This window comes from Methylovirgula sp. (assembly GCF_037200945.1).
In the GTDB taxonomy this organism is placed as follows: Bacteria; Pseudomonadota; Alphaproteobacteria; order Rhizobiales; family Beijerinckiaceae; genus Methylovirgula.
Map to the genome: position 1 here is coordinate 835,053 of NZ_JBBCGP010000001.1, position 23,650 is coordinate 858,702.

The window sequence follows — 23,650 nt, forward strand, 5'->3', positions numbered from 1 at the left end:
GATGAGGCTTTATTCGAAAAACTCCTCCCCGTTTTCAGCGCCCGTACGCGTCGTTATCTACGCCAAAAATCTCGACATCGAAATCGTCGCCCCGCCTGGCGGCGTGCGCTCGACGCAATATCACGCCATCAATCCGCTCGGCACGATCCCCTGCCTGATCCTCGAGGACGGCGCGCGGCTGCCGGAATCCTCGGCGATCATGGAATATCTCGAAGAGAAATTCCCTACGCCGCCGCTTTTGCCGGGAAATCCGGAGGCGCGCGCGCGGATTCGGATGCTTCAACGCATCGGCGAATTGCATCTCACCGCACAGATGGTCGCGCTGAAGATTGCCCCCGCGCAAAGTGAAGAAAGCGCTGTCCGGCTCACGCGCCTCGTGCGCGGCCTCTCTGCCTTGCAAAACATATTGAGCGGCGAGAATTTTGCCGCTGGCCCGGAACTGACGCTGGCGGATTGCCAATTGGCGCCCGCGCTCTTTCGCGTGCCGCGCATCGTCGAACCTCTCATGCACCGCGATCTGATCGGCGCCTATCCAACGGTCGCACGCTATGTCGAAACGAGCCGGACGCATCCGGCCATTGCCCGCGTACTCGACGAACTGGTGGCCACCCCGGCATAGAGCATCTTATCTTCAGGTGCATTCACCCGAAGATAAGATGCCCGATATTCAAAGATATAGAGCGTCGTCTAACGCGCAAAACCGCACACACTTTTGCGCACGACACTCTAGCCGCGACAGAAAAGTGACGCCGCGTTGCACCGGGGACACAACTTAAACGCCCTTTTTGCCGTATTTTCAGGTCAGGTATCGCAACGTGCTCTTCGTATTGCGGCCCGGCCGACCGGCGTCGCACGGCGCGCTTCATCGATTTTTCGCGGGTATCGTTCATGACTTTCATCAACCGCCGCAATCTTCTGGCTGGCGCCGCCGCGGCAGGTGCCGCACTCACCCTCGCCGGCTGTACGACCACCCAATCCGGGCCGGGCTTCGAGGCCGATGCCTCCGTCCCGCAGCAGGCCGCCAAAACGCCTGACGCCGCGCCATCGCCCGACCTGATCGCCAAGGCCAACGAGGCCAACGGGCCGATCGACTATCAGGCGATGTATACGGGCTTCCAGGACGGCGGTTTCCAGGTGCCGACGGTCAAGCTTTCGCAGATCAAGAAAGGCTTCATGCGGAAGCTGGTCGATTATCAGACGACCGAGCCGCCGGGCACGATCGTCATCGATCCCGCCGCCCGCTATCTCTATCACATCCTGCCCAACGGCCAGGCGATGCGCTACGGCATCGGCCCCGGCCGCGAGGGCTTCGCCTGGTCGGGCGTCGCCGAAATCCATTCCAAGCAGGAATGGCCGGACTGGTATCCACCGAAGGAAATGATTGCCCGTGAGCCGCAATTGCGCAAATCGCTGGCGCAATTGCAGAGCGGCATCGGGATGCACGGCGGTCCGGGCAATCCGCTCGGCGCCCGCGCCATGTATCTCTGGCAGGGCAATAAGGATACGCTTTTCCGTATCCATGGCACGGTTGAGCCGTCGTCGATCGGCACGCATGCCTCTTCCGGCTGCATCCGCATGATCAATCAGGACGCCATCGACCTCTTCCAGCAGGTGCCGGTCGGGACGCGCGTCGTCGTCCTCGGCCACGCCCAGCCGCGGGTCAGCTAAAAGCACGCTTGTAAAAGGTGCGCTCGTAAAAACCACGCTTGGCGAATCACGATTCGCCTGCGATAAAAGTGCGTCGTCAACCCATCGAAAGGAGGTGATCCAGTGTCTCAATGTCTGATCGCAAAGTCGCTGGAACTCTCCGCCGCATATCCTGCGGGGGCTCAGCGTCTGCGCTGACATTGCGGGCTTGCCTATAAGCCCACGAACGCGAAAGCCCCGGCTTCGGTCGGGGCTTTTTATTATGGTGCAGCGATGATCAAGACCTTTCAGATGAAGCTGCTGATGCGTTTGAGCCTACTCGCACTAGCTCCAGCCTCCTTATCCGGGACAGCCCAGGCCGAAAGTGCGCCAAAAGTTCTTTTCACCTGCATGATCGGCGCAAAGACGGTCTCAGTCACCACCGCCGGCAAAAATCTGATCTACCATTACGGGACCGGGACCGCCAAAAAGAACGAGATGACGATCGTCGGCAGCCCGGCAGCCAAGAACATTTTTCAGATGGCGCAGCGTTATGCCGGTATGGAATATCAATTGCGCTTCACGAACGGGGACATCAGCTACCTCGTCTACAGCGCCGAGGGCAATCCGCAGGTGGGCGCCGCGGCCATATCGGGCCTGATGGTCATGCGCGGCACGAAGACGATCGCCGACAAATCCTGTGCGCAATGGTCTGAGCTGACGCTACCCGACGACCTCCCGATTCCGCAGGACAGCGTCGCCTATTCGGCGATGTAAGGCGCCCCTAATTCCTTTCCATCGATAACCGCGCGCACCTTGCGGGCCAATTGATCGAGCGTGAACGGCTTCGGCAGAAAGGCCGTGCCCGGATCGACGATGCCGTGGTGGACGATCGCGTTCTGTGTATAGCCGGTCGTGAACAGGACTTTGAGGTCCGGCCGTATCGCGGTCATGCGCTCGGCGAGTTCGCGGCCCGTCATTTCCGGCATCACGATATCGCTGAAAAGCAGCGCGAGATCCGGCTGCGCCTTGAATTTCTCCATCGCCTCAGACGGGCTTTGCGCGTGGATGACGACGTAACCCAGCTCGCGTAACGCATCGACGGACATTTGCTTGACCTTGAGATCGTCCTCCACCACGAGGACAATTTCGCTGGCGTCCCCGCGCGGCATCTCACCGTCGGCGCTTTCCATTTCGACGGTCGCGGCCTGACCCAGATAGCGCGGCAGATAGACTTTGACCGTCGTACCCTTGCCTGCCTCGGAATAGATTTTGACGTGCCCGCCGGATTGCTTGACGAAGCCAAAGACCTGGCTGAGGCCGAGGCCGGTACCGCGGCCCGCGCCCTTGGTGGAGAAAAAAGGCTCGAAAGCGCGATCGGCCACGTCCGGCGGCATACCCGCACCGGTATCCGTCACCGACAACATCACATATTGGCCGGCGGCGACTTCGTTATGTGCGGCGGCGTAGCGGTCGTCGAGATAGGTGTTAGCGGTTTCAATCGTCAACTTGCCGCCATCTGGCATCGCGTCGCGCGCGTTGACCGCGAGATTGAGCAACGCAGTTTCGACCTGTGCCGGATCGGCATACGTACGCCAGAGGCCGCCGGCGAGAACCGTCTCGACTGCGATCTGTTCGCCGATCGTGCTGCGCAGCAATTCCGACATGCCGCCGACGAGCTTGTTGGCGTCAAAGACCTTCGGCTCAAGCGGCTGCTTGCGCGAGAATGCCAGCAGCCGCGACGTGAGGACTGCCGCACGCTGCGCACCGTCATTGGCATTGCCGATATATTTGCCGACCGCCGCATATTGGGCGTCGGCCAGCCGGCGGCGTGCCATGTCGAGCGAGCCGATGATGATTGCCAGCATATTGTTGAAGTCGTGCGCGATGCCGCCGGTGAGCTGGCCCACCGCTTCCATCTTCTGCAGCTGGCGAACCTGTGTCTCGGCCTCGCGGCGGACGCTCGCCTCTGCCTGCAGCCTGTGGTTGGCAAGCTGAAGCGCCGTCACGCGCCGACGATTTTCGAGCAACGTCCCAATTCCGAGCACAATGACCAACAAAACGCTGGCGAGTAGGAGAGTGCCTCGGCTCCGGTTGAGCTGCGCAGCTTCGACAGAACGGTTTTCAAGCAACTTTTCCTGCGTGGCGTGCATGTCCGCGAGAATGGCCCGGATGCGATCCATGAATGCCTTGCCGCTGTCGTTATTGACGACGGCAAGCGCAGCATCGGGCTTGTTGTTGGAGCGAAGGTCTATGGTGCTTTGCAGTTCGGCGAATTTCGTATTGACCGCCGTGCGCAGTTCATCGAGTTCCGCCAAGGAGCGATTGCCGGCAAGCTCGGACCGCAGCGCGTTAAGCTCGTTCGGAAGCCCGCGCTTTGCGAAATTGTAGGGATCGAGATAGCTGAAGCGGTCGGTAAGTAGATAACCACGCTGTCCCGATTCCGCATCCGTCACCAAGGTCTGGATACGCTCGAGTTCATCGTTGACCTGAAACGTGTGGCGGATTTGGGCGTCAATGTCCTGCTGCTGTTGTGCGAGAACGACTGCGCTTATCGCCGCGACAAGAAGGAGGACGAAACCGATGAGCAGAGGAACCGATGAAATCAGGGACGCTCTGCGCGCTGGCATTTTGTATGAGACCCTTTAATACCCGCGCAGAAGATACGTAAATGACCCGCACGTAAAGCCAAAGTTCTTGAGAAACAGGTCACTAGCCCGAGAGGCAAGAGCGTGGCCCCTACCCTGGGTTTACGGTAAGCTTAGCGAATGATGCGATTCTCCCTTACTCTTGTTCTCGTCGCAGGTTTCTGCGCGGGTCCCGCCTATGCCGACTTTCACACCTGTGTCGCGGGTCTTGCGGCCGAGGCCGAGGCGCATGGCGTTTCCGCGCAGGTCGCGCAGGCCGCCACGCGCGATCTCACGTTCAATCCGGACGTGCTCACCGCCGAGAAGTCGCAACCGGAATTCAACACGCCGGTCTGGGATTATATCGCCGCTCTCGTCGATGAAGAGCGTGTGACCGACGGCCGGGCCGCGATGGCGAAATATTCGCGCTGGTTTGGCGTTGTGGAGCGCCGGTTCGGCGTCAGCCCCTACGTTGTCGGCGCAATCTGGGGGGTCGAATCGAACTTCGGCCAGAACTTTGGCAACAAGCCGGTGCTCCAATCGCTGGCGAGCCTCGCCTGCTCCAATTCCATGCGGCCCGGCTATTACCATCGCGAATTCAAGGCCGCGATGGAGATCGTCAACGAGGGTGGCGCCAATCCAGCCAATTTCAACGGCTCCTGGGCGGGCGCCTTCGGTAACACGCAATTCATGCCCTCGACTTTCCTGCGGCTCGCGGTCGATCTCGACGGCGATGGGCGGCGCGACGTCATCAATTCGGTGCCGGACGCCTTGGGCTCGACGGCAAATTATCTTCACCACAGCGGCTGGGTGCCGGGTCTGCCCTGGGGCTTCGAGGTGAAATCGTCGTCGGGCTTCGCCGCTCGGTCCAACTGGCACGCGAAACAGCCGTTATCGGCCTGGGCCGCGCACGGCATCACGCATGTCAACGGCGCGCCGCTGACCGGCGAGGGCGCCTACGGCCTGTTCTTACCGGCGGGTCCGCGTGGCCCCGCTTTTCTCGTCAGCCGGAACTTCAGCGCGATCTATTCTTACAACGCCGCGGAATCCTACGCTTTGGCGATTGCGCTTCTGTCGGACCGATTGCGCGGTCTCGGCCCGATCGTGACGCCCTGGCCGACAAACGACCCCGGCCTGTCGCGTGCCGGACGGCGTGAAGTCCAGCGCCTGCTCACGCAGCACGGCTACGATATCGGCGGCAAGATCGATGGCGTCCTAGGGCATAAAACGCAGGATGCCATTGCTGATTTCGAGCGGCGCAATGGCATGAAGACGGACGGGCGCGCAAGCCAATCCGTCCTGACGGCCCTGCGTAGCCATTGACCGGCGCGATCCGATTTGAGTAGCGTGTTTTCAGGAGTGTTTCTGCGCTCAAAATCGTAACTGTGGCGGCGTGAAATCTTCACTTGGAAGTGTTCTAGAACCTAAGAATTTCACTCGGAATTGACTGGCACAGCCCCCAGCTTGTTTTAAATTAGATGCTGGCGGAAATAATTTAAGCGCATGAAATATATCAGCTTTATCAAAGACATCTGCTTGGGCGGCTGTTTGGTCGCGGGGTTTTTCAGCTCCGCCGCCTTTGCTGCGCCCTCGCCGGGCGCGGTTCAAGGCGTGGTCGAATTGTTCACGTCGCAAGGCTGTTCATCGTGCCCGCCCGCCGACCGCCTGCTGACCGCGATGTCGCGCAAGGCGGATACCATTACGCTGACCTTCGCCATCAATTACTGGGATTATATCGGCTGGAAAGACACGCTGGCGGCGCCTGAGTTCACCGCACGGCAGAGGGCCTATGCCGCTACGCGTGGCGACCATGTTTATACGCCCGAGGCGGTCGTTGACGGGATGTTCGATGCTGTCGGTAGCGACAAGGATGCGATCGAGCGCGCTATTGCCGAGGGGCTGAGCAATACCCATGCCCTGAGCGTGCCCGCGTATCTGCACGAAGAAAATGGCGTCCTCGAAATCGACATCGGCCGCGGCACCGGCTCAGCCGGCGTCTATGTCTTGCGGGTCGCCAAATCGCGCTCGGTCGAAATTTCACGCGGCGAAAATTCCGGGCATCAGGTCACTTATACCAATGTCGTGCGCGCCATCCGCAAGATCGGCGACTGGACCGGCGCGCCGCTGAAACTCAAATTGATGGAATTGCGCGCCGACGACGAAGGCTATGTCGTGCTGCTTCAACGCGGTTCAGAGGATCGGCCCGGCGCCATCCTCGCAGCGGCCAAGAGCGGCGGCCTTTAACGGCTGAATATCCGCCTGTCGTCTCTGAAGCCGGAATTTTGCCCTGATCCGCCCGTTTCATAGCCTGAAGATATGAGCCCCAAGGCTCGCTTCCCCGCCTTGAAACAGGATATGTTGCCCTCCATGATTCGTAAGACCCGCTTGGCTCTGTCGGCCGCGTTCATTTTGTCATGCGGTTTTGCCGTCGTGCCTGCCATCGCGCGCAGCGACGCGCATCACCATGCGCGGAGCCATAAAGCCGCGACCAAAGCCAAAAAACCGAAAGAAACTCACGACACGAGCGAGAGCGCCAAGCCGACCCAGGTCGGCAGTTTTGGCGATTGGGGCGCGTTCGTTGCGGCAACCGACGACACAAAGACCTGCTACGTCCTCGCCCAGCCGAAGACGCGCGAGCCTGCCAAACTGAGACGGGACCCGGCCTATATCTTCATCTCGAACCGTCCGGGCGAGCATATCCATAACGAGATTTCGATTACGATGGGCTTCCCGATGAAGGACGGTGGCGAAGCCGAAGCCGACGTATCCGGGACAACCTTCGAACTCGTTTCCAAGGGCAAGAACGCCTGGATCAAGAACCCGGCCGAGGAAGGCCATTTCGTTGCCGCGTTGCGGCATAATGCCAGCCTCGTCGTCAAGGCAGCTTCGAGCCGCGGCAAGGTGACGACCGACACGTATTCCCTCGCCGGTCTGCGTCAGGCGCTCGACAAGGTTCTGCACGAATGCCGCTGACGCCCCGGCATCCCGGCGTCTGACGCCACAACGCTCCTCCCCCGTTTAGCTGTCTTGTTAGGCGGCTGCCGCTGGCTCATAATGGGCGCGGAAGTTTGCAACCGGGCCGTTCCTGGCGAATTGCGCCAACCTGATTGCGAAAATGAAGTGACGACGCGGCCTGCTTGCGCGGACGCCGTATAAAAAGTCACTGGGAGGAAGTATGTCTCAGTCTCACGTCTATCCGGTAAGCGCGGAATGGGCTGACCGCGCCTTTATCGACGCGAAGAAGTACAAAGAGCTTTACCAGCGCTCTATCAGCGATCCCGACGGCTTCTGGCGCGACGAGGGGCAACGCCGCATCCATTGGATCAAGCCTTTCACGAAGGTCAAGAACACCTCGTTCGGTCCTGGCGAAGTCTCGATCAAATGGTTCGAGGACGGCGAGACCAATGTCGCCATCAATTGCATCGACCGGCATCTCAAGACGCGCGGCGATCAGGTCGCCATCATCTGGGAAGGCGACGATCCGGCACGCGCCGAACACATCACCTATAAACAATTGCACGAGCGCGTCAGTCGCTTCGCCAATGCGCTGAAGGCGCAAGGCGTCGAATGCGGCGACACTGTCACGATCTATCTGCCGATGATCCCCGAGGCGGCCTATGCGATGCTCGCCTGCGCACGGATCGGCGCCATCCATGCGGTTGTCTTCGGCGGCTTCTCGCCCGACTCGCTCGCCGGCCGGATTCGCGATTGCGGCTCCAAACTACTGATCACCGCTGACGAAGGTCTGCGTGGCGGCAAGAGAGTCCCGCTCAAAAGCAATGCCGATCTGGCCCTGGAAAAAGCGCCCGACGTCGTGAAAACAATGATCGTCGTCAAGCACACCGGCGGCGACATCAAATGGCGCGACGGGCGCGATCTCTGGTATCACGACCTTGTCGAGGAAGCTTCGGCCGATTGCCCGGCAACGCCTGTCGATGCCGAGCATCCGCTTTTCATTCTCTACACATCAGGTTCGACCGGCACACCGAAAGGCGTCGTCCATACGACCGCCGGCTATCTCATCTACGCGTCGATAACGCACCAATACGTCTTCGATTACCACGACGGCGACATCTACTGGTGCACGGCCGACGTCGGCTGGGTTACCGGGCACAGCTATATCCTTTACGGCCCGCTCGCCAACGGCGCGACGACGCTGATGTTCGAAGGCATCCCGACCTATCCGTCGATCTCGCGGTTCTGGGAGATCGTCGATAAGCATCAGGTGAATATTTTCTACACAGCGCCGACGGCGATCCGCTCGCTCATGGGCGCGGGCGAGGCGCCGGTGAAGAAGACGAGCCGCGCATCGCTGCGGCTTCTCGGCACGGTCGGCGAGCCGATCAATCCGGAAGCCTGGGAATGGTATTACAGGGTCGTCGGCGACAGCCGCTGCCCGATCATGGATACGTGGTGGCAGACGGAGACCGGCGGCCATTTGATCACGCCACTCCCTGGCGTGACGCCGCTCAAACCCGGCTCGGCAACCAAGCCCTTCTTCGGCATCAGGCCGGAGATCGTCGATGGCAGCGGCCAGGTGCAGGAGGGCGCGGCCGAAGGCATTCTCGTCATCGCCGATTCCTGGCCCGGTCAGATGCGCACGATCTATCGCGACCACGAACGGTTCGTGCATACCTATTTCGCGTCCTTCCCGGGCAAATATTTCACCGGTGATGGCGCGCGGCGTGATGCCGATGGCGACTATTGGATCACCGGCCGCGTCGACGATGTGATCAACGTCTCCGGACATCGCATGGGCACCGCCGAAGTCGAAAGCGCGCTTGTCGCCCACGATCATGTTGCGGAAGCCGCGGTCGTCGGCTTCCCTCACGATATCAAAGGCCAGGGCATTTTCGCCTATGTCACTTTGGTGAACGGCCGCGAGCCAAGCGAGAAGTTGCGCAAGGATCTCGTCGCCTGGGTGCGGCAGGAAATCGGCCCGATTGCGTCGCCCGACATCGTCCAATTCGCGCCGGGCCTGCCGAAGACGCGCTCCGGCAAGATCATGCGGCGGATTTTGCGCAAGATCGCCGAAAACGAATTCCACGCTTTGGGCGATACATCGACTTTGGCCGACCCGGCCGTGGTGGACGACCTGATCAGCGAGCGTAAGAAACACTCGCTTTAGGTTAAAAACAAACTCTTGAGGTGTGCTGCGGCAGGTGAGCCACACCTCAAGAGGATTTTAAGACGCGCCTCACAAAGTCAGCTCCAGCGCCGCAGCCCTTGCTAGAGTCGCGGCGGACCGGAGTTTGTTGCGTAAGGGGGCGTTATGAGCACCTTGAGTTTGCGGATCGGCGTCGCGCCGGCCTTGTTTGCCTGCGTTGTCGCCGCTTTGACCGTCGCCGGACCTGCCAATGCGGCACGCCGGGACGTCGTCTTCTCGCCGGAATATCCGGCCGGCGAAATCATCATCAGCCAGCGCCAGCGCGCACTTTACTTCACTGAAGGCGACGGCCGCGCCATCCGCTACCCGGTCGCGATCGGCAAGCGCGGCATGGCGTGGCTAGGGTCGGCCGAGGTCGAAGGCAAATATATGGCGCCGGACTGGTCGCCGCCGGCGATCGTCGCGCACGACCACCCGGAACTGCCGAACTTCATCCCCGGCGGCTCGCCGCATAATCCGATGGGCGCCGCCGCGATCACGCTGTCGCGCTATCAGGTCGCGATCCATGGTACCACGCAGCACATGCGTCGCTCGATCGGCAGCGCCGCCTCCTATGGCTGCATCCGCATGTATAACGAAGACGTGGTCGATCTTTACCAGCGCATCAACGTGGGCACGCCGGTTCTCGCCGTTCCTTAATCCTGTCGGCTTGTGCCGCCCTGCCCTATGATGCGCGCGGGAGGCTGACATGGACACGATCGAGACGAGTTGCGTCATCGTCGGCGGCGGCCCCGCTGGCATGATGGCCGGGCTACTGCTGGCGCGCAAAGGCGTCGATGTCGTTGTCCTCGAGAAGCACGCCGACTTCCTGCGCGATTTCCGTGGCGATACGATCCATCCCTCCACCTTGCAGGCGATGGATGACCTTGGTCTTTACGACGAATTTCTGAAATTGCCGCATCAGGAGGCGACGATTCTCTCTGCCCAGTTCGGCGATGAAAGCATCCCTCTCGCCAATTTCTCGCATCTGCCGACGCGCGCAAAATTCATCGCCTTCATGCCACAATGGGATTTCCTCAACTTCGTCTCGTATGAGGCGGCGAAATATCCGAACTTCCGGCTCATCATGCAGGCCGATGTCGATGGTCTCATCGAAGCCGATGGCAAGATCGCCGGCGTCAAAGCCAGGACGCCGCAAGGATCGCTCGAAATCAGGGCGGGGTTGACGATCGGCGCCGACGGCCGCCACTCGACCGTGCGCGCCAACGCTGGCTTCACACCGCTCGACATTGGCGCGCCGATGGACATTCTCTGGTTCAAACTCACGCGGCGCGCCAGCGACCCGTCGCAGCTTCTCGGCCGCATCGCGGCCGGCAAGTTCTTCATCATGATCGACCGTGGCGACCATTGGCAATGCGGTTATGTCATCCCCAAGGGCGGCTTTGAGGCTTTGAAGGCGCAGGACATCGCGGTTCTGCGCAAGAATGTCACCGGTCTCGCCCCGTTCATCGGCAACCGGGTGGATGAGCTTGCCGGTTGGGACAGTGTCAGCCTTCTCAGCGTCGCGGTCGATCGTTTGCCCCTCTGGCATCGACCGGGGCTGCTCTGTATCGGCGACAGCGCGCATGCCATGTCGCCGGTTGGCGGCGTTGGCATCAACGTCGCGATCCAGGACGCCATCGCCGCGGCAAACATTCTGGCCCCGACGCTCGCGCGCAAGGAAATACCGGGCGACGCTTTGCTGGCGCAGGTGCAGAAGCGGCGCGAACCCGCGGTCAAGATCACGCAGGCGTTCCAGGTCTTCGTACAGAACCGCGTGATCTCGAAAGTGCTGGCGGACCGGGGCCGGCCACTCACGCCGCCGTGGCCTCTCCTCCTCTTCAAATACATCCCCTGGCTGCGGCGCTGGCCGGCGCGTTTCGTCGGTCTCGGTTACAGGCCGGAACGCATCCGGGTCTAACGCCGTTATCCGTCCAGCCCACGCCTGTGATAAGCCTTCCACACACGCTCTCGCCGGATTTACGATGAAAAGCCCCGAAGTCTCCGAAGCGCTCTATGCGCTCGAAGCGCATCGCTCCGATTTCCACGATGTGACGATCGCCGACCTTTTTGCGCGAGACCCACAGCGCTTCGCGGATTTCCATGTCGCGTTTGGCGATCTGTTGTTTGACTTTTCCAAGCAGCGGCTCGACCGTGAGACGCGCAAGCTTCTGATCGATCTCGCCTGTGCGGCGAAGGTCGAGGATCGTCGCGCCGCCTTCTTCGCCGGAGAGATCGTCAATCCGACGGAAGGCCGTCCTGCGCTGCACATGGCTCTACGCAATATGAGCGGCACGCCAATGCAGGCTGACGGGCACGACGTCATGTCGGATGTCATCGCCGAGCGGCAGAAAATGCTCGCCTTCGCCGAGGCGGTGCGCAGCGGTGCGTTGAAAAGCGCGTCGGGTGAAACTTTCACCCATGTCGTCAATATCGGCATCGGCGGTTCTGACCTCGGCCCGGCGATGGCGGCGCGGGCACTCTCACCCTACGTCGCGCCGCACCTCACGCTGCATTTCGTCGCGAACGTCGATGGTGCCGATCTCGCCGACACATTGAAGCGCGTCGATCTCGCGCGCACGCTCTTCATCGTCAGTTCGAAAACCTTCACCACGCTCGAAACCATGACCAACGCCCGCGCCGCGCGTCAGGCAGTCATCGACAAGCTCGGCGGAGCCGCTGTGGCAGCGCATTTCTGCGCCGTCTCGACCGCGGCGAAGGAAGTCGCGGTCTTCGGCATCGGCGAAGATCGTCGCTTTCTATTCTGGGATTGGGTAGGCGGGCGTTACTCGCTCTGGTCGTCGATCGGGCTGTCGCTTGCCATTGGAATCGGCAAGGAAAATTTCGAAGATTTTCTGCGCGGCGGCGAAGACATCGACAAACATTTCGTCGAAGCGCCGCTTGCCGGAAACATCCCCGTGCTGATGGCGCTGATCGAAATCTGGTATCGCGATTTTTGGGATTATGCCACGCAAGCGGTCATTCCCTACGACCAGCGCCTCGCGCGATTTCCTGCCTATCTGCAGCAGCTCGAAATGGAATCGAACGGCAAGTCCGTCGATCTCGCGGGCGAACCGATTGAGACTTCGACAGGCGCGGTGATTTTCGGCGAACCGGGCACCAACGCGCAGCACGCGTTCTTCCAGCTCTTCCATCAGGGCACGGAGATCGTACCGGTCGATTTTCTACTCGCCGTCAATCCCATCGCGAGCGATCCCGAACAGCATCACCTGCTCGTCGCCAATTGCCTCGCCCAGAGCGAAGCCTTGTTTCGCGGCCGCACGCAGCCGGAAGTCGATGCGAAACTGAAGGCGCAAGGCCTCGACGCGGCGGCAATCGCCGCCCTCGCCCCGCACAAGGTCTTCAGCGGCAATAGGCCATCGAGCACATTCCTCTATAAAAGCCTGACGCCACGCACGCTCGGCCGCCTGGTTGCGCTCTATGAGCACAAGGTTTTCGTACAAGCCATCATCTGGAACATCGATCCGTTCGACCAATGGGGCGTCGAACTCGGCAAGGAGTTGGCGCTACGGCTGGCGCCGCTCGTCGCCGGTCCGCAAGCCGCGACGCAAGACCTCGATGCCTCGACCGCAGGATTGCTGGCGCATCTGCGATCTCTCGCCGGGACTTGAAGGCCGCGGCGGAAAAGACCAAAACCTTCCGGGCAACCAAACCCGGAAGATCAGCCTTGCACAACCGCTATAATTTCATCGCCGGGCAAAGCGTCGAACGGCTCGCAGCGATCAGCGATGGCGTCTTCGCCGTCGCGATGACATTGCTTGTCCTCGATCTCCATATGCCGGCCGCCGAGACGATCCACAGCGAGGCCGGACTTTGGCAGGCCGTCGTCGCACTTGCACCTCGCGTGCTCGTCTATCTCATGAGCTTTCTGACGCTCGGCATTTTCTGGGTCGGCCAGCAGACCCAGCTCAATCAGCTCGAACGCAGCGACCGTGACTTCACCTGGGTGCATCTGGCGTTTTTGTTCGCGGTCTCGCTCACGCCGTTTTCGACATCGCTGATGGCGGAGTTTATCTCCTACCGCATCGCGCTCATCATCTATTGGGCGAACATCTTGTTGCTCGGTGTAATCCTCTACGCCGCGTGGGCCTTCGCCCGTCGCGCGCGGCTGTTGAAGCCCAACGTCACGGAAGATGTGGATGAGGCTGTCAAACGCCGGATCATCGGCGCGCAGATGCTCTACGCCTTCGGCGCGGCGCTGTGCGTGATCAGCACCACTTGGGCGCTGGGCTTTATTCTGCTTGTGCAGTTGAACTATGCGCTGGCGCCGCGCCTGCGATTTCTGCAGCGTCTGTAATTGGCTTTGTGCCAGATACGAGCGCGAAGCAGCCCTGCTTCTACAGGGTTGCTTCGCTCGCCCGCATGACTCGGGGCGCTTTTATTTCAGATGTTTGGCGAGATATTTGTTCATCTCGAACATGGTGACGGACTTCTTGCCGAAGACGGCTTCGAGTTTGTCGTCCGCCAGGATCTCGCGCTTGTTGGTCGGGTTCTGCAGCTTGTGCTTCTTGATGTATTCCCAGACCTTGCTGACGACTTCCGTGCGCGGCAGCGGTGCGGCGCCGACAACGGCCGCCAGCTCCTTGGAGGGCGTCAACGGCTTGTTGAAGGCCGTGGTGCCCGATGCCGTCGTTTTCTTCGCAGCCGGGGCCTTGGCTTTGGTGGCAGTCTTTTTCGGTGCGGTCGGCATCGCTCTCTCTCCAATCGAATCGTACGCGGGCTCATAGCCCTAGTACCTAAAATCGCTGCCCTCGCAAACGGACCGCAAGGAGAATTGGCGATTTAGCTGCATTTATTCAGGGCAATTGTCGTTCTTCGCACTGCGGCAACGAGCAAATGGCCGTGAGGGTATCGCTTGACGCTCCCCACCGCCGTGAGCCATGCTAAAAACACATAGCTTCGGGGCGGTTGGGAAGCGCAGACTTATTTCGTGGCCTTGGCCTTGCGCCGCGCCAAAGTGCGCAGCCGCAGCGCATTGAGCTTGATGAAGCCTGCCGCATCCTTGTGGTCGTAGGCGACGGCACCATCCTCGAACGTCACGAGATCCTGATCATAAAGCGAATAGGGACTCGAGCGCCCGACGACACCAACCGAGCCCTTGTAGAGTTTCAGACGGACTTTGCCGGTGACGAACTCCTGCGACTTGTCGATCAGCGCCTGCAGCATCTCGCGCTCGGGCGAGAACCAGAAGCCGTTGTAAACGAGCTCGGCATATTTCGGCATCAGTTCGTCTTTCAAATGCGCGGCGCCGCGATCGAGCGTGATCTGTTCAATGCCGCGATGCGCGGCGAGCAGAATGGTGCCGCCCGGCGTCTCGTACATGCCGCGCGATTTCATGCCGACGAAACGGTTCTCGACAAGATCGAGCCGGCCGATACCATTGACGCGGCCGAGCGCATTGAGATGCGTGAGCAGCGTTGCCGGCGACATCTCCTTGCCATCGACAGCGACTGCATCGCCGGATTTGAAATCGATCTCGATGAAGGTCGGCGTGTCCGGCGCGTCCTCCGGATTGACGGTGCGCGAATGGACATATTCCGGCACTTCCTGCGCCGGGTCTTCAAGCACTTTGCCTTCCGACGAAACGTGCAACAGGTTTGCGTCCACGGAGAACGGCGCTTCGCCGCGTTTATCCTTGGTGATCGGGATCTGGTTCTGCTCGGCGAAATTGAGCAGCGCCGTGCGCGATGTCAGGTCCCATTCGCGCCACGGCGCGATGACCTTGATGTCCGGCTCGAGCGCGTAATAAGCAAGCTCGAAGCGCACCTGATCGTTACCCTTGCCGGTCGCGCCATGCGCCACCGCATCGGCGCCGACCTTGCGGGCGATTTCGATCTGCTTCTTGGCGATCAGCGGACGCGCGATCGACGTACCGAGCAGATAAAGCCCCTCGTATTGCGCGTTGGCGCGGAACATCGGGAACACGTAATCGCGGACGAATTCTTCGCGCAAATCCTCGATGAAAATATGCTCGGGCTTGATGCCGAGCAGCAGCGCCTTCTGGCGCGCAGGCTCAAGCTCCTCACCTTGGCCGAGATCGGCGGTGAAGGTAACGACTTCGCAGCCATAAGTGGTCTGCAGCCATTTCAGGATGATCGACGTATCAAGGCCGCCGGAATAGGCAAGGACGACGCGTTTGATCTTTTTGGGATCGGACATTTTCTTCTCAAAAAAAGGGATTTGAAGCGGCGCGACTATAGAGGGGGCGCTTCAAGGCGCAAGCCGTCATTCCACGCCGGCGAACGTCGTACCGCTGTGAGACGCGGAGCGACGAAGCAGGACCTTCGATCCCTCAATCTCAAGATCAGCCGGCATATCGTTCCGACATGTAGCGACCCGGCGAGGTGCCAAGCGCTTTTCTAAACATCGTCACGAAGCTGGGCACGCTTTCGTAGCCAAGGTCGGCGGCGACTTGCTGGATCGATGCCCCGCCGGCAAGCCACTTCACGGCAAGGATAATTCCGAGCTGCTGGCGCCAGCGGCCGAAGCTCATGCCTGTCTCGCGGCTGATCAGTCGCGCCAAGGTCCGCTCGCTCAGACCTGCCCGCTTCGCCCAGACATCCAAGGTCCCCCGATCCGCTGGCGAGGCCATCATCAGATCGACAATTCGGCGCAGGCGAGCATCCGCCGGCATCGGCAGATGAAGGTCCTCGACCTGCGCCGCCGCGATCTCGTCGAGAAGCACCGCCATTAGCCGCGAGTTCGCGCCACCCTCTTCATAAAGGGCGGGCAGATGCGCCGAGCGGACCAGAAGCTCGCGCAGCAGCGGCGTCACCGACACGGCGCAGCAGACCTCGGGCAGGCCCCGGCTGACAGCGGCATCGACGAAGGCGGCGACGCCTTCGAGCGCACCAGTGGCGCTGATGGCATGAAACGCCCCGCCAGGTATCCACACGGCGCTGCGCGGCGGCACAATCCACAACCCGCCTTCCACCTCGCAAGAGAGTGCGCCCCGCTGCACCAGCAGGATCTGTCCCTTCATGTGTCGATGGCGGTCTAATTCGATCCCGCTAACCTCCGCCATCGCGGCGCCAAAGGTCACAACCGGACGGGGCACCTCGTCGGGATCAATCCAGCCGGAAGTGGCGCTCAGGATGGGCATAATCCGCCTTCAGACAAAGCCAAATTGGCAAGATTGGATAATATTCTGTCTAGACTTCGGAATGACGCCATGGCTCGTTCCCTTTATCCGATCGCGACAGGCCAGTCGAGGCCTCTACAGCCTCCACGATCGGGGAAGGAATCCTCATGAATTCGCTGAGCAGCGGGCGCATCGCTCAGATTTTGGACAAGCTTGATCAGGACGCCGAGGCCACGGACCAAGCCTATATGACGGAGGTCATGGCGGACATCGAGGCTTCCGGCGCGACCCTGGAGCAGTTCATCGCGGGAAAGCTCGCCGAGGAACGGGCGGACTATCGGGCGATCTATCGCGGCCGCGCTGACAATTTCCTTGCCGTCTCGCCGGCCTATGGCCGCTTCCTCTACGCGATCGCGCGCACTCGCAAGGCAACGCGGATCGTCGAGTTCGGCACGTCGATGGGAATATCGACAATTTATCTCGCCGCCGCACTCCGGGACAATGGCGGCGGCCATCTCATCGGCAGTGAGCTTGAGCCCGCCAAGGTCGCGCGAGCGCGTGCCAACTCGACGCGGCGGGCCTCGCCGATCTGGTGGACATCCGCGAAGGCGACGCGCTCCAGACGCTCCGGGATGTCGGCGGCGAGGTCGATCTGCTGCTGATCGACGACGCATTCAGCCTTTACCTTCCGGTGCTCAAACTGATCGAGCCGCGGCTGAAGTCTGGAGCAGTGATCCTCGGAGAGAACGCCTTCGAGCCCGGATATCTCGACTATGTCCGAGACCCCGCGAACGGTTACGTCTCGCAACCGCTGCCGGTCGACGAAGGTCGCGGCAACGAGTTCAGCGTGAGAACCTTGTGATGCTCGCGATGGAAGCTAAACTGGCGGTTCGGAAACCTTGCAAATCCGCCGTGGAAATGTATATTCCGCTTCGTTGGAATTTCTCATAGCGGTCATCGTCCGGTGATCGAATTTTGGGAGTGGGCCGCCCGCCGGACCCGCTCTTTTTTATTGCCTTCAGCCGGACGGGCCGTGGCCCATGAAAAGTCACTGAAAATCAATACGTTAACCCCATCGGCCGCGCCGAAAATGGACTTGAGCTTGCAGAGTACGTTGGACGAAAAGCGTTTCACCTCGGAGACGGGTCTGGCCGCGCGGATTGCTGCGGTGAGCCAGCCGGTGCTGGCCGATTTCGGCTTCCGCCTCGTGCGGGTCAAACTTTCGGCCCAGGCCGGCGCGACCATCCAGATCATGGCGGAACGGCCGGACGGCAGCATGTCGGTCGACGATTGCGAGACGCTGAGCCAGGCTTTGTCGCCGGTCCTCGATGTCGAGGACCCGATTCCCGAGGGTTACAGGCTGGAAATTTCCTCGCCCGGCCTCGACCGGCCGCTGGTGCGCGCTTCGGATTTCCGCCGCGCCCTGGGGCATGAGGCGAAGATCGAAATGGCGGCGCCGGTCGGTAGCCGCAAGCGCTTCCGCGGTCTTATCGAAAGCCTTGATGGCGAGGCCACAGAGGTCAAAATCCGGCGCACCGACGCGAAACCGGATGAAGAACCCGAAGTCGTGCTGAAGCTCGCCGACATCGCGGAAGCCAAGCTGATGCTCACCGAGGATTTGATCCGCGCATCGCTACGCGCGGCAAAACAGGCCGAAGCGGACAGCGCCTCAGCCGAGGAAGCACCCCGGCGCGGCCCTGGCCGTTTTGCCAAGGGAAAAGAAAAGCCCGCGCCAGCGCCAGCGGAAAAGACACCGAAAGCAAAGAAAACCAAAAGCTAACCCGAAACTAGTCCATTGGGGCGCCAAGATGCGCCGCCGGATTTCAAGGAGACTTTTCATGGCCGTCAGCGCCAACAGGCTCGAACTTCTGCAGATCGCCGACGCGGTCGCACGCGAAAAATCGATCGACCGGCAGATCGTGCTGGCCTCGATGGAGGACGCGATGCAGAAGGCCGCCCGCTCCCGCTACGGACAGGAGACGGAAGTGCGCGCCGACATCAACCCGAAGACCGGCGAGGTGCGCTTCTCTCGCCTGTTGCAGGTCGTCGAGCAGATCGAGAATGACGCCAAGGAAATAACACTCACCGAGGCGCACAAGAAGAACCCGGCCGCGCAGGTCGGCGACTGGATCGCCGAGACTCTGCCGCCGTTCGACTTCGGCCGCATCGCCGCGCAATCGGCGAAACAGGTAATCGTGCAGAAAGTGCGCGAAGCGGAGCGCGATCGGCAATATCAGGAATTCAAGGATCGCATCGGCGAGATCGTCAACGGTGTCGTCAAGCGCGTCGAATACGGCAATGTCATCATCGACCTTGGCCGTGGCGAAGCCACCATTCGCCGCGACGAGATGATCCCGCGCGAACAATTCCGTCCCGGCGATCGCGTCCGCGCTTATGTGTATGACGTGCGGCGCGAACAGCGCGGCCCGCAGATTTTCCTGTCGCGCACGCATCCGCAATTCATGGCCAAGCTCTTCCGTCAGGAAGTGCCGGAAATCTATGACGGCGTGATCGAAGTGAAGGCGGTCGCCCGCGACCCCGGCTCGCGCGCCAAGATCGCGGTCATCTCGCGCGATTCCTCGATTGATCCGGTCGGTGCCTGCGTCGGCATGAGAGGTTCGCGCGTGCAGGCGGTCGTCAACGAATTGCAGGGCGAGAAGATCGACATCATCCCCTGGTCTGCCGATGCCGCGACCTTCATCGTCAACGCGCTGCAGCCGGCGGAAGTCGTCAAAGTCGTGCTCGACGAGGATTCCGAGCGCATCGAAGTTGTCGTGCCGGATGATCAGCTTTCGCTCGCCATCGGCCGGCGCGGCCAGAACGTCCGTCTTGCCTCGCAACTCACGGGCTGGGACATCGACATCCTGACCGAGGCCGAGGAATCCGAGCGCCGCCAGAAGGAATTTGTCGAGCGCACCAATACGTTCATGAATTCGCTCGATGTCGACGAAGTTGTCGGCCAATTGCTGGCGTCAGAAGGTTTCCGCTCGGTCGAAGAACTCGCCTTTGTCGAGCCATCGGAACTCGCCTCGATCGAGGGTTTCGACGCCGATACCGCGGAGGAAATCCAGAACCGGGCGCGTGACTATCTGGCGAAGATTGAGGCGGAGCTCGAAGCAAAGCGCAAGGAACTCGGCGTTGCCGACGAGTTGCACGAAATCGATGGCCTCACCACCGCGATGTTGGTCAAGCTCGGCGAGAACGACGTTAAGACGGTCGAGGATCTCGCCGGTTGCGCCACCGACGATCTGACCGGCTGGAGCGAGCGCAACAAGGACAACGAGACCGTCAAGACCGCCGGCTATTTCGACGGTATGGACATCTCTCGCGAGGACGCCGAAGCCTTGATCATGAAAGCCCGCGTCAAGGCGGGCTGGATCGATGAATCGGCGCTTGCGGTGCCGGAAGCGGCGGTCGAAGCCGAAGACGCCCAAGCGCCCGCGGCGGATTAGCCCCTGCAGCGGATTGATTGGAGATGTGCTTTTGGACCGCCAGACGAAAGCCGAACTTGCCTCCGAGCGTACCTGCATCGTCACGCGGACGAAAGGCGCGCCGGAGACCCTGTTGCGCTTCGTCTGCGCGCCGGATGGCGCCGTCGTGCCGGATTTACGGCATAAATTGCCCGGACGCGGCGTCTGGGTAACGGCAGACGCCGCGACTGTCGCCAAGGCGGTCAAGCGTAAGGCTTTCGCGCGGGGCTTCAAAGCCGAGGTGCGGGTCGCGGAAAGCCTGGCGGCGGATGTGGCCGACCTGATGCGGCGCGACTGCCTGAATTCGCTCTCGCTGGCCAAAAAAGCCGGACAGGTCGTCGCAGGCTTTGCCAAGATCGGGGCCGCGGCACAGGACGGAAGCGTTGCGGCGCTGATAAATGCCACCGATGCCGCTCAAGATGGCACCCGCAAGCTGCGCCAGGTCTTGCGCCGTGCCGGCGCAGATGTTCCGGAAATTAATCTCTTTACCGAAGCACAATTGAGCTTGGCACTCGGCGGCGCAAATGTGGTACATGCTGCGCTCGCGCGCGGCGCCCTGGCGGCTAATTTTATGTCCCAGTGCCGACGTCTCGATCTTTATCTGTCGCCACCCTCGGTGGAGGCGGTGGAGCCGATCGAGAGCGCGCTTTCGGCGACGGTCGATGAGAGCATAGGGTAACGGCGGCTTAAACGTAGTAGTATTCCGGCCAATTTTGCAGGCGCTTCTTCGGGCGGCTTCTTGTAGTAAGGCTTGGGAAAAACGACATAGGTTCTAGAAAGTCGCCCGATAGGGCGCCTCGCAGTTTCTGTGAGATGTGTCGAGGCTCCGCTGAAGGTCGAAGGATCTGAGGGGCCGGGGCCGGCCGTTGCGCCGGCTTTTGGTTTTGATCGCCGCGCGCTTTCCGGCCGGATAAACATCTGGCCGATCGGAAATCGCGCCAGACCTTGATGTTGGGGCCTGTTCCGAAAAAGTCGTACAACTTTTTCGGAACAGGCCTGGAGCTTTTGATTGGGCTTAAGCCCGGATTGGGAACGAATGACTGACTCGAAAAATTCCGGCGACAGCACACTGACCGTCGCCCCGTCGAAAACACTGTCGCTGAAGCGGCCGGTGGAAGCGGGGATTGTGCGGCAGAGCTTCTCGCACGGCCGCACCAAAGCGGTCGTCGTCGAGAAGGTGAAGCGCCGGACGCTAGGCCCAGGCGAGGCGCATCCGCCACGCGAGGCGACGCCGGCGCCGGCCCCTGCCGCGCCGCCCGTGCAGGCGCGCGCTCCGGAACGCGTACGTCCCGAGCCGCAACGTCCCGCGCCGCGCAGCGGCGGCAGCGGTGTCGTCCTGCGCACCCTCACCGAGGAAGAGCAAGAGGCGCGTGCCCGCGCCCTCTCCGGCGCGCGTGAGCGTGAGGAAGAGGAGCGTCGTCAGGCTCTGATCGATGCCAAGGCACGCGAAGAACGCGAGGGGCGCGAACACGAGGAGCGCGTTGCCGCCGAGGAGCGCAAGCGCGAGGAAGACACGCGCCGCGCCCATGACGCCGAAACCAAACGCCGCTCCGAGCAGGAAGCTAAACGTCGCCTCGAAGTTGGTGGACCGCCCCCGGCGCCTGCCGCGACCGCGGCCCCCGGTGCCCGCCGTCCGCTCGGCACCACGACACCTGCGACCGCGCCTGCGACCGCCCGCGCGGCGACACCCGCCGAGGAAGAGGAAGCCAAGCGCATCATCCGCCGCCCCGGCATGCCGACGAAGGTCGTATTGCCGCCGCGTCCGACCCGGACTGGCCCGCAGAAGGATCGCGGCCGCCTCACCGTGGCCAGCGCCACCGGCGAACAGGACGAGCGTACGCGGTCGGTGGCCTCGTTCCGCCGCCGCACCCAGCGCCTGAAAGGCCATGTCGCCGAGCAGAAGGACAAGCTATCGCGCGAAGTCATTCTGCCTGAGACGATTACCATCCAGGAACTCGCGAGCCGCATGTCGGAACGCGGCGTCGATGTCATCAAGCTGCTGATGCGCCAGGGCCAGATGGCCAAGATCACCGACGTGATCGACGCCGATACCGCCGAGCTCATCGCCGAGGAAATGGGCCACACGGTCAAGCGTGTCGCCGAATCCGATGTCGAGGAAGGCCTCTTCGATACGCCGGACGTTGACGAGCATCTGGTCCCGCGGCCACCCGTCGTAACCATCATGGGCCATGTCGACCACGGCAAGACCTCGCTGCTGGACGCGATCCGGCACAAGAATGTTGTCTCCGGCGAAGCCGGCGGCATCACGCAACATATCGGCGCCTATCAGGTGACGGCGCCGAACGGACGGCTCATCACCTTCATCGATACGCCCGGCCACGCCGCCTTCACGGCGATGCGCGCGCGCGGCGCCAAAGTGACGGACATCGTCATTCTGGTCGTCGCGGCGGACGATGGTGTCATGCCGCAGACGGCCGAGGCGATCATGCACGCACGCGCTGCGGGTGTGCCGATCATTGTCGCGATCAACAAGATCGACAAGCCGGACGCCAAGCCCGAACGCGTGCGCAGCGAGCTTCTGCAATACGAAGTGCAGGTTGAATCGCTCGGCGGCGAGACGCTCGAAGTCGAGGTTTCGGCGACCCAAAAGCTCAATCTCGACAAGCTGCTCGATCTGATCGCGCTGCAGGCCGAAGTTCTGGACCTTAAGGCGAACCCCGACCGGGCGGCCGAAGGAACCGTGATCGAGGCGCGGCTCGACCGCGGCCGCGGACCTGTCGCGACCGTTCTCGTCCAGCGCGGCACGTTGCATGTCGGCGATCTTATCGTCGGCGGCTCGCAATGGGGCCGCGTGCGTGCGCTGATCGACGATCAGGGCGTGACGCGGGACAGCGCCGGACCCTCGACTCCGGTCGAAATTCTGGGATTCTCGGGTTCGCCCGAAGCAGGCGATCGCGTCGCCGTCGTCGAGACGGAAGCGCGGGCGCGCGAGATCACCGAATATCGCGAGCGTGAGAAGCGCGACAAGGCGGCGGCACGCGGCGCTGGTGCGCGCAGCTCGCTTGTCGACATGATGAGCCAGTTGAAGACGGCGGGCCGTAAGGAATTCCCGCTCGTCATCAAGGGCGATGTTCAAGGTTCAGTCGAAGCGATCGTTACGACGCTGGAGAAGCTCAATACCGATGAAGTCGCGGCGCGCGTGTTGCACGCGGGTGTCGGTGGCATCACCGAATCCGACGTGACCCTGGCGGAAGCCTCGAACGCAATCATCATCGGCTTCAATGTTCGCGCGCATAAAGAGGCGCGCAACCTGGCTGAGCAGGCGGGCATCGAAATCCGTTACTACAACATCATCTACAATCTCGTGGATGACGTGAAAGCGGCGATGTCCGGCCTCCTGCCGCCAACGCTGCGCGAAGACATGCTCGGCAATGCGCTCATCCTGGAAGTGTTCAACATTTCCAAGGTCGGCAAAGTGGCGGGCTGCCGCGTAACGGACGGCAACGTCCAGCGCGGCGCCAATGTGCGCCTGATCCGCGACAATGTCGTCGTCCACGAAGGCAAGCTGTCGACGTTGAAGCGGTTCAAAGATGAAGTGAAAGAGGTCGTCGCCGGGCAGGAGTGCGGCATGGCCTTCGAGAATTACCAGGACATGCGCGTCGGCGATGTGATCGAGTGCTACACAGTCCAGGAGATCAAGCGGAGCTTGTGAGGCGCA

General features: G+C 61.5%; 19 protein-coding genes and 1 pseudogene. 16 read left to right on the forward strand and 4 right to left on the reverse strand.

What is annotated here, in order from left to right; all coding sequences use genetic code 11:
- Position 1: 1 nt before the first annotated feature.
- The 3 genes from WDN02_RS03940 (at position 2) to WDN02_RS03950 (ending at position 2,403) form a co-directional block, all read left to right on the forward strand.
- The gene (locus WDN02_RS03940) at positions 2 to 619 is read left to right on the forward strand and encodes a glutathione S-transferase family protein (protein ID WP_337292258.1); all 618 of its coding nucleotides are present in this window, start codon (positions 2 to 4) and stop codon (positions 617 to 619) included.
- A gap of 269 nt (positions 620 to 888) precedes the next feature.
- Positions 889 to 1,668 (forward strand): L,D-transpeptidase, encoded by a 780-nt coding sequence (locus WDN02_RS03945; protein WP_337292259.1) that lies wholly within the window; start codon positions 889 to 891, stop codon positions 1,666 to 1,668.
- A gap of 252 nt (positions 1,669 to 1,920) precedes the next feature.
- A complete protein-coding gene (locus WDN02_RS03950; RefSeq protein WP_337292260.1) occupies positions 1,921 to 2,403 on the forward strand; it encodes a hypothetical protein in 483 nt (160 codons plus the stop codon).
- Here the strand turns inward: WDN02_RS03950 and WDN02_RS03955 are convergent.
- Positions 2,388 to 4,256, reverse strand: a complete 1,869-nt coding sequence (locus WDN02_RS03955; RefSeq protein WP_337292261.1) for a CHASE3 domain-containing protein — start codon at positions 4,254 to 4,256, stop codon at positions 2,388 to 2,390. The two genes, WDN02_RS03950 and WDN02_RS03955, sit on opposite strands and share 16 nt — an antisense overlap.
- Before the next feature lie 138 nt (positions 4,257 to 4,394).
- Here WDN02_RS03955 and WDN02_RS03960 point away from each other — a divergent pair, with 138 nt between their 5' ends.
- The 8 genes from WDN02_RS03960 (at position 4,395) to WDN02_RS03995 (ending at position 13,717) form a co-directional block, all read left to right on the forward strand.
- Complete coding sequence (locus WDN02_RS03960) at positions 4,395 to 5,576, forward strand: lytic murein transglycosylase (RefSeq protein ID WP_337292262.1); 1,182 nt, start codon at positions 4,395 to 4,397, stop codon at positions 5,574 to 5,576.
- Positions 5,577 to 5,756: 180 nt separating this feature from the next.
- Positions 5,757 to 6,497: a DUF1223 domain-containing protein gene (locus WDN02_RS03965; protein WP_337292263.1), complete on the forward strand. Its 741-nt coding sequence runs from the start codon at positions 5,757 to 5,759 to the stop codon at positions 6,495 to 6,497.
- A gap of 123 nt (positions 6,498 to 6,620) precedes the next feature.
- Positions 6,621 to 7,226 (forward strand): hypothetical protein, encoded by a 606-nt coding sequence (locus WDN02_RS03970; RefSeq protein ID WP_337292264.1) that lies wholly within the window; start codon positions 6,621 to 6,623, stop codon positions 7,224 to 7,226.
- 202 nt (positions 7,227 to 7,428) lie between these two features.
- Positions 7,429 to 9,381: an acetate--CoA ligase gene (acs, locus tag WDN02_RS03975; protein WP_337292265.1), complete on the forward strand. Its 1,953-nt coding sequence runs from the start codon at positions 7,429 to 7,431 to the stop codon at positions 9,379 to 9,381.
- A gap of 144 nt (positions 9,382 to 9,525) precedes the next feature.
- Positions 9,526 to 10,059 (forward strand): L,D-transpeptidase, encoded by a 534-nt coding sequence (locus tag WDN02_RS03980; RefSeq protein WP_337292266.1) that lies wholly within the window; start codon positions 9,526 to 9,528, stop codon positions 10,057 to 10,059.
- A gap of 49 nt (positions 10,060 to 10,108) precedes the next feature.
- Positions 10,109 to 11,320: an FAD-dependent oxidoreductase gene (locus WDN02_RS03985; RefSeq protein WP_337292267.1), complete on the forward strand. Its 1,212-nt coding sequence runs from the start codon at positions 10,109 to 10,111 to the stop codon at positions 11,318 to 11,320.
- 64 nt (positions 11,321 to 11,384) lie between these two features.
- Positions 11,385 to 13,031 (forward strand): glucose-6-phosphate isomerase, encoded by a 1,647-nt coding sequence (gene pgi, locus WDN02_RS03990; protein WP_337292268.1) that lies wholly within the window; start codon positions 11,385 to 11,387, stop codon positions 13,029 to 13,031.
- A 56-nt stretch (positions 13,032 to 13,087) separates the two neighbouring features.
- Positions 13,088 to 13,717 (forward strand): TMEM175 family protein, encoded by a 630-nt coding sequence (locus tag WDN02_RS03995; RefSeq protein WP_337292269.1) that lies wholly within the window; start codon positions 13,088 to 13,090, stop codon positions 13,715 to 13,717.
- An 81-nt stretch (positions 13,718 to 13,798) separates the two neighbouring features.
- On the opposite strand, the gene WDN02_RS04000 is transcribed toward WDN02_RS03995, so the two are convergent.
- The 3 genes from WDN02_RS04000 to WDN02_RS04010 form a co-directional block, all read right to left on the reverse strand.
- Positions 13,799 to 14,110, reverse strand: coding sequence for an SWIB/MDM2 domain-containing protein (locus tag WDN02_RS04000; RefSeq protein WP_337292270.1), 312 nt, complete (start codon positions 14,108 to 14,110; stop codon positions 13,799 to 13,801).
- A 233-nt stretch (positions 14,111 to 14,343) separates the two neighbouring features.
- On the reverse strand, positions 14,344 to 15,579 hold the full coding sequence (locus WDN02_RS04005; protein ID WP_337292271.1) for an argininosuccinate synthase: 1,236 nt from the start codon (positions 15,577 to 15,579) through the stop codon (positions 14,344 to 14,346).
- Positions 15,580 to 15,724: 145 nt separating this feature from the next.
- Positions 15,725 to 16,522, reverse strand: a complete 798-nt coding sequence (locus tag WDN02_RS04010; RefSeq protein ID WP_337292272.1) for a helix-turn-helix transcriptional regulator — start codon at positions 16,520 to 16,522, stop codon at positions 15,725 to 15,727.
- Between the two features lie 146 nt (positions 16,523 to 16,668).
- Here WDN02_RS04010 and WDN02_RS04015 point away from each other — a divergent pair.
- The 5 genes and pseudogenes from WDN02_RS04015 (at position 16,669) to infB (ending at position 23,644) form a co-directional block, all read left to right on the forward strand.
- A pseudogene (locus tag WDN02_RS04015) lies at positions 16,669 to 17,363 on the forward strand (class I SAM-dependent methyltransferase).
- Positions 17,364 to 17,591: 228 nt separating this feature from the next.
- Positions 17,592 to 18,281 (forward strand): ribosome maturation factor RimP, encoded by a 690-nt coding sequence (rimP, locus tag WDN02_RS04020; RefSeq protein ID WP_337292273.1) that lies wholly within the window; start codon positions 17,592 to 17,594, stop codon positions 18,279 to 18,281.
- 58 nt (positions 18,282 to 18,339) lie between these two features.
- A complete protein-coding gene (gene nusA / locus WDN02_RS04025) occupies positions 18,340 to 19,953 on the forward strand; it encodes a transcription termination factor NusA (RefSeq protein ID WP_337292274.1) in 1,614 nt (537 codons plus the stop codon).
- 31 nt (positions 19,954 to 19,984) lie between these two features.
- Positions 19,985 to 20,650, forward strand: coding sequence for an RNA-binding protein (locus WDN02_RS04030; protein ID WP_337292275.1), 666 nt, complete (start codon positions 19,985 to 19,987; stop codon positions 20,648 to 20,650).
- A gap of 357 nt (positions 20,651 to 21,007) precedes the next feature.
- On the forward strand, positions 21,008 to 23,644 hold the full coding sequence (infB, locus tag WDN02_RS04035) for a translation initiation factor IF-2 (RefSeq protein WP_337292276.1): 2,637 nt from the start codon (positions 21,008 to 21,010) through the stop codon (positions 23,642 to 23,644).
- Positions 23,645 to 23,650 lie beyond the last annotated feature (6 nt).

Coding starts and splice junctions, on each gene's coding strand:
- WDN02_RS03960 (WP_337292262.1), top strand. CDS start 4,395: ATGATGCGATTCTCCCTTACTCTTGTTCTCGTCGCAGGTTTCTGCGCG.
- acs (WP_337292265.1), top strand. CDS start 7,429: ATGTCTCAGTCTCACGTCTATCCGGTAAGCGCGGAATGGGCTGACCGC.
- WDN02_RS04000 (WP_337292270.1), bottom strand. CDS start 14,110: ATGCCGACCGCACCGAAAAAGACTGCCACCAAAGCCAAGGCCCCGGCT.
- nusA (WP_337292274.1), top strand. CDS start 18,340: ATGGCCGTCAGCGCCAACAGGCTCGAACTTCTGCAGATCGCCGACGCG.
- WDN02_RS03950 (WP_337292260.1), top strand. CDS start 1,921: ATGATCAAGACCTTTCAGATGAAGCTGCTGATGCGTTTGAGCCTACTC.
- rimP (WP_337292273.1), top strand. CDS start 17,592: ATGGACTTGAGCTTGCAGAGTACGTTGGACGAAAAGCGTTTCACCTCG.
- WDN02_RS03940 (WP_337292258.1), top strand. CDS start 2: ATGAGGCTTTATTCGAAAAACTCCTCCCCGTTTTCAGCGCCCGTACGC.
- WDN02_RS03970 (WP_337292264.1), top strand. CDS start 6,621: ATGATTCGTAAGACCCGCTTGGCTCTGTCGGCCGCGTTCATTTTGTCA.
- WDN02_RS04010 (WP_337292272.1), bottom strand. CDS start 16,522: ATGCCCATCCTGAGCGCCACTTCCGGCTGGATTGATCCCGACGAGGTG.
- WDN02_RS03980 (WP_337292266.1), top strand. CDS start 9,526: ATGAGCACCTTGAGTTTGCGGATCGGCGTCGCGCCGGCCTTGTTTGCC.
- WDN02_RS03985 (WP_337292267.1), top strand. CDS start 10,109: ATGGACACGATCGAGACGAGTTGCGTCATCGTCGGCGGCGGCCCCGCT.
- infB (WP_337292276.1), top strand. CDS start 21,008: ATGACTGACTCGAAAAATTCCGGCGACAGCACACTGACCGTCGCCCCG.
- WDN02_RS03965 (WP_337292263.1), top strand. CDS start 5,757: ATGAAATATATCAGCTTTATCAAAGACATCTGCTTGGGCGGCTGTTTG.
- WDN02_RS03945 (WP_337292259.1), top strand. CDS start 889: ATGACTTTCATCAACCGCCGCAATCTTCTGGCTGGCGCCGCCGCGGCA.
- WDN02_RS04005 (WP_337292271.1), bottom strand. CDS start 15,579: ATGTCCGATCCCAAAAAGATCAAACGCGTCGTCCTTGCCTATTCCGGC.
- pgi (WP_337292268.1), top strand. CDS start 11,385: ATGAAAAGCCCCGAAGTCTCCGAAGCGCTCTATGCGCTCGAAGCGCAT.
- WDN02_RS03955 (WP_337292261.1), bottom strand. CDS start 4,256: ATGCCAGCGCGCAGAGCGTCCCTGATTTCATCGGTTCCTCTGCTCATC.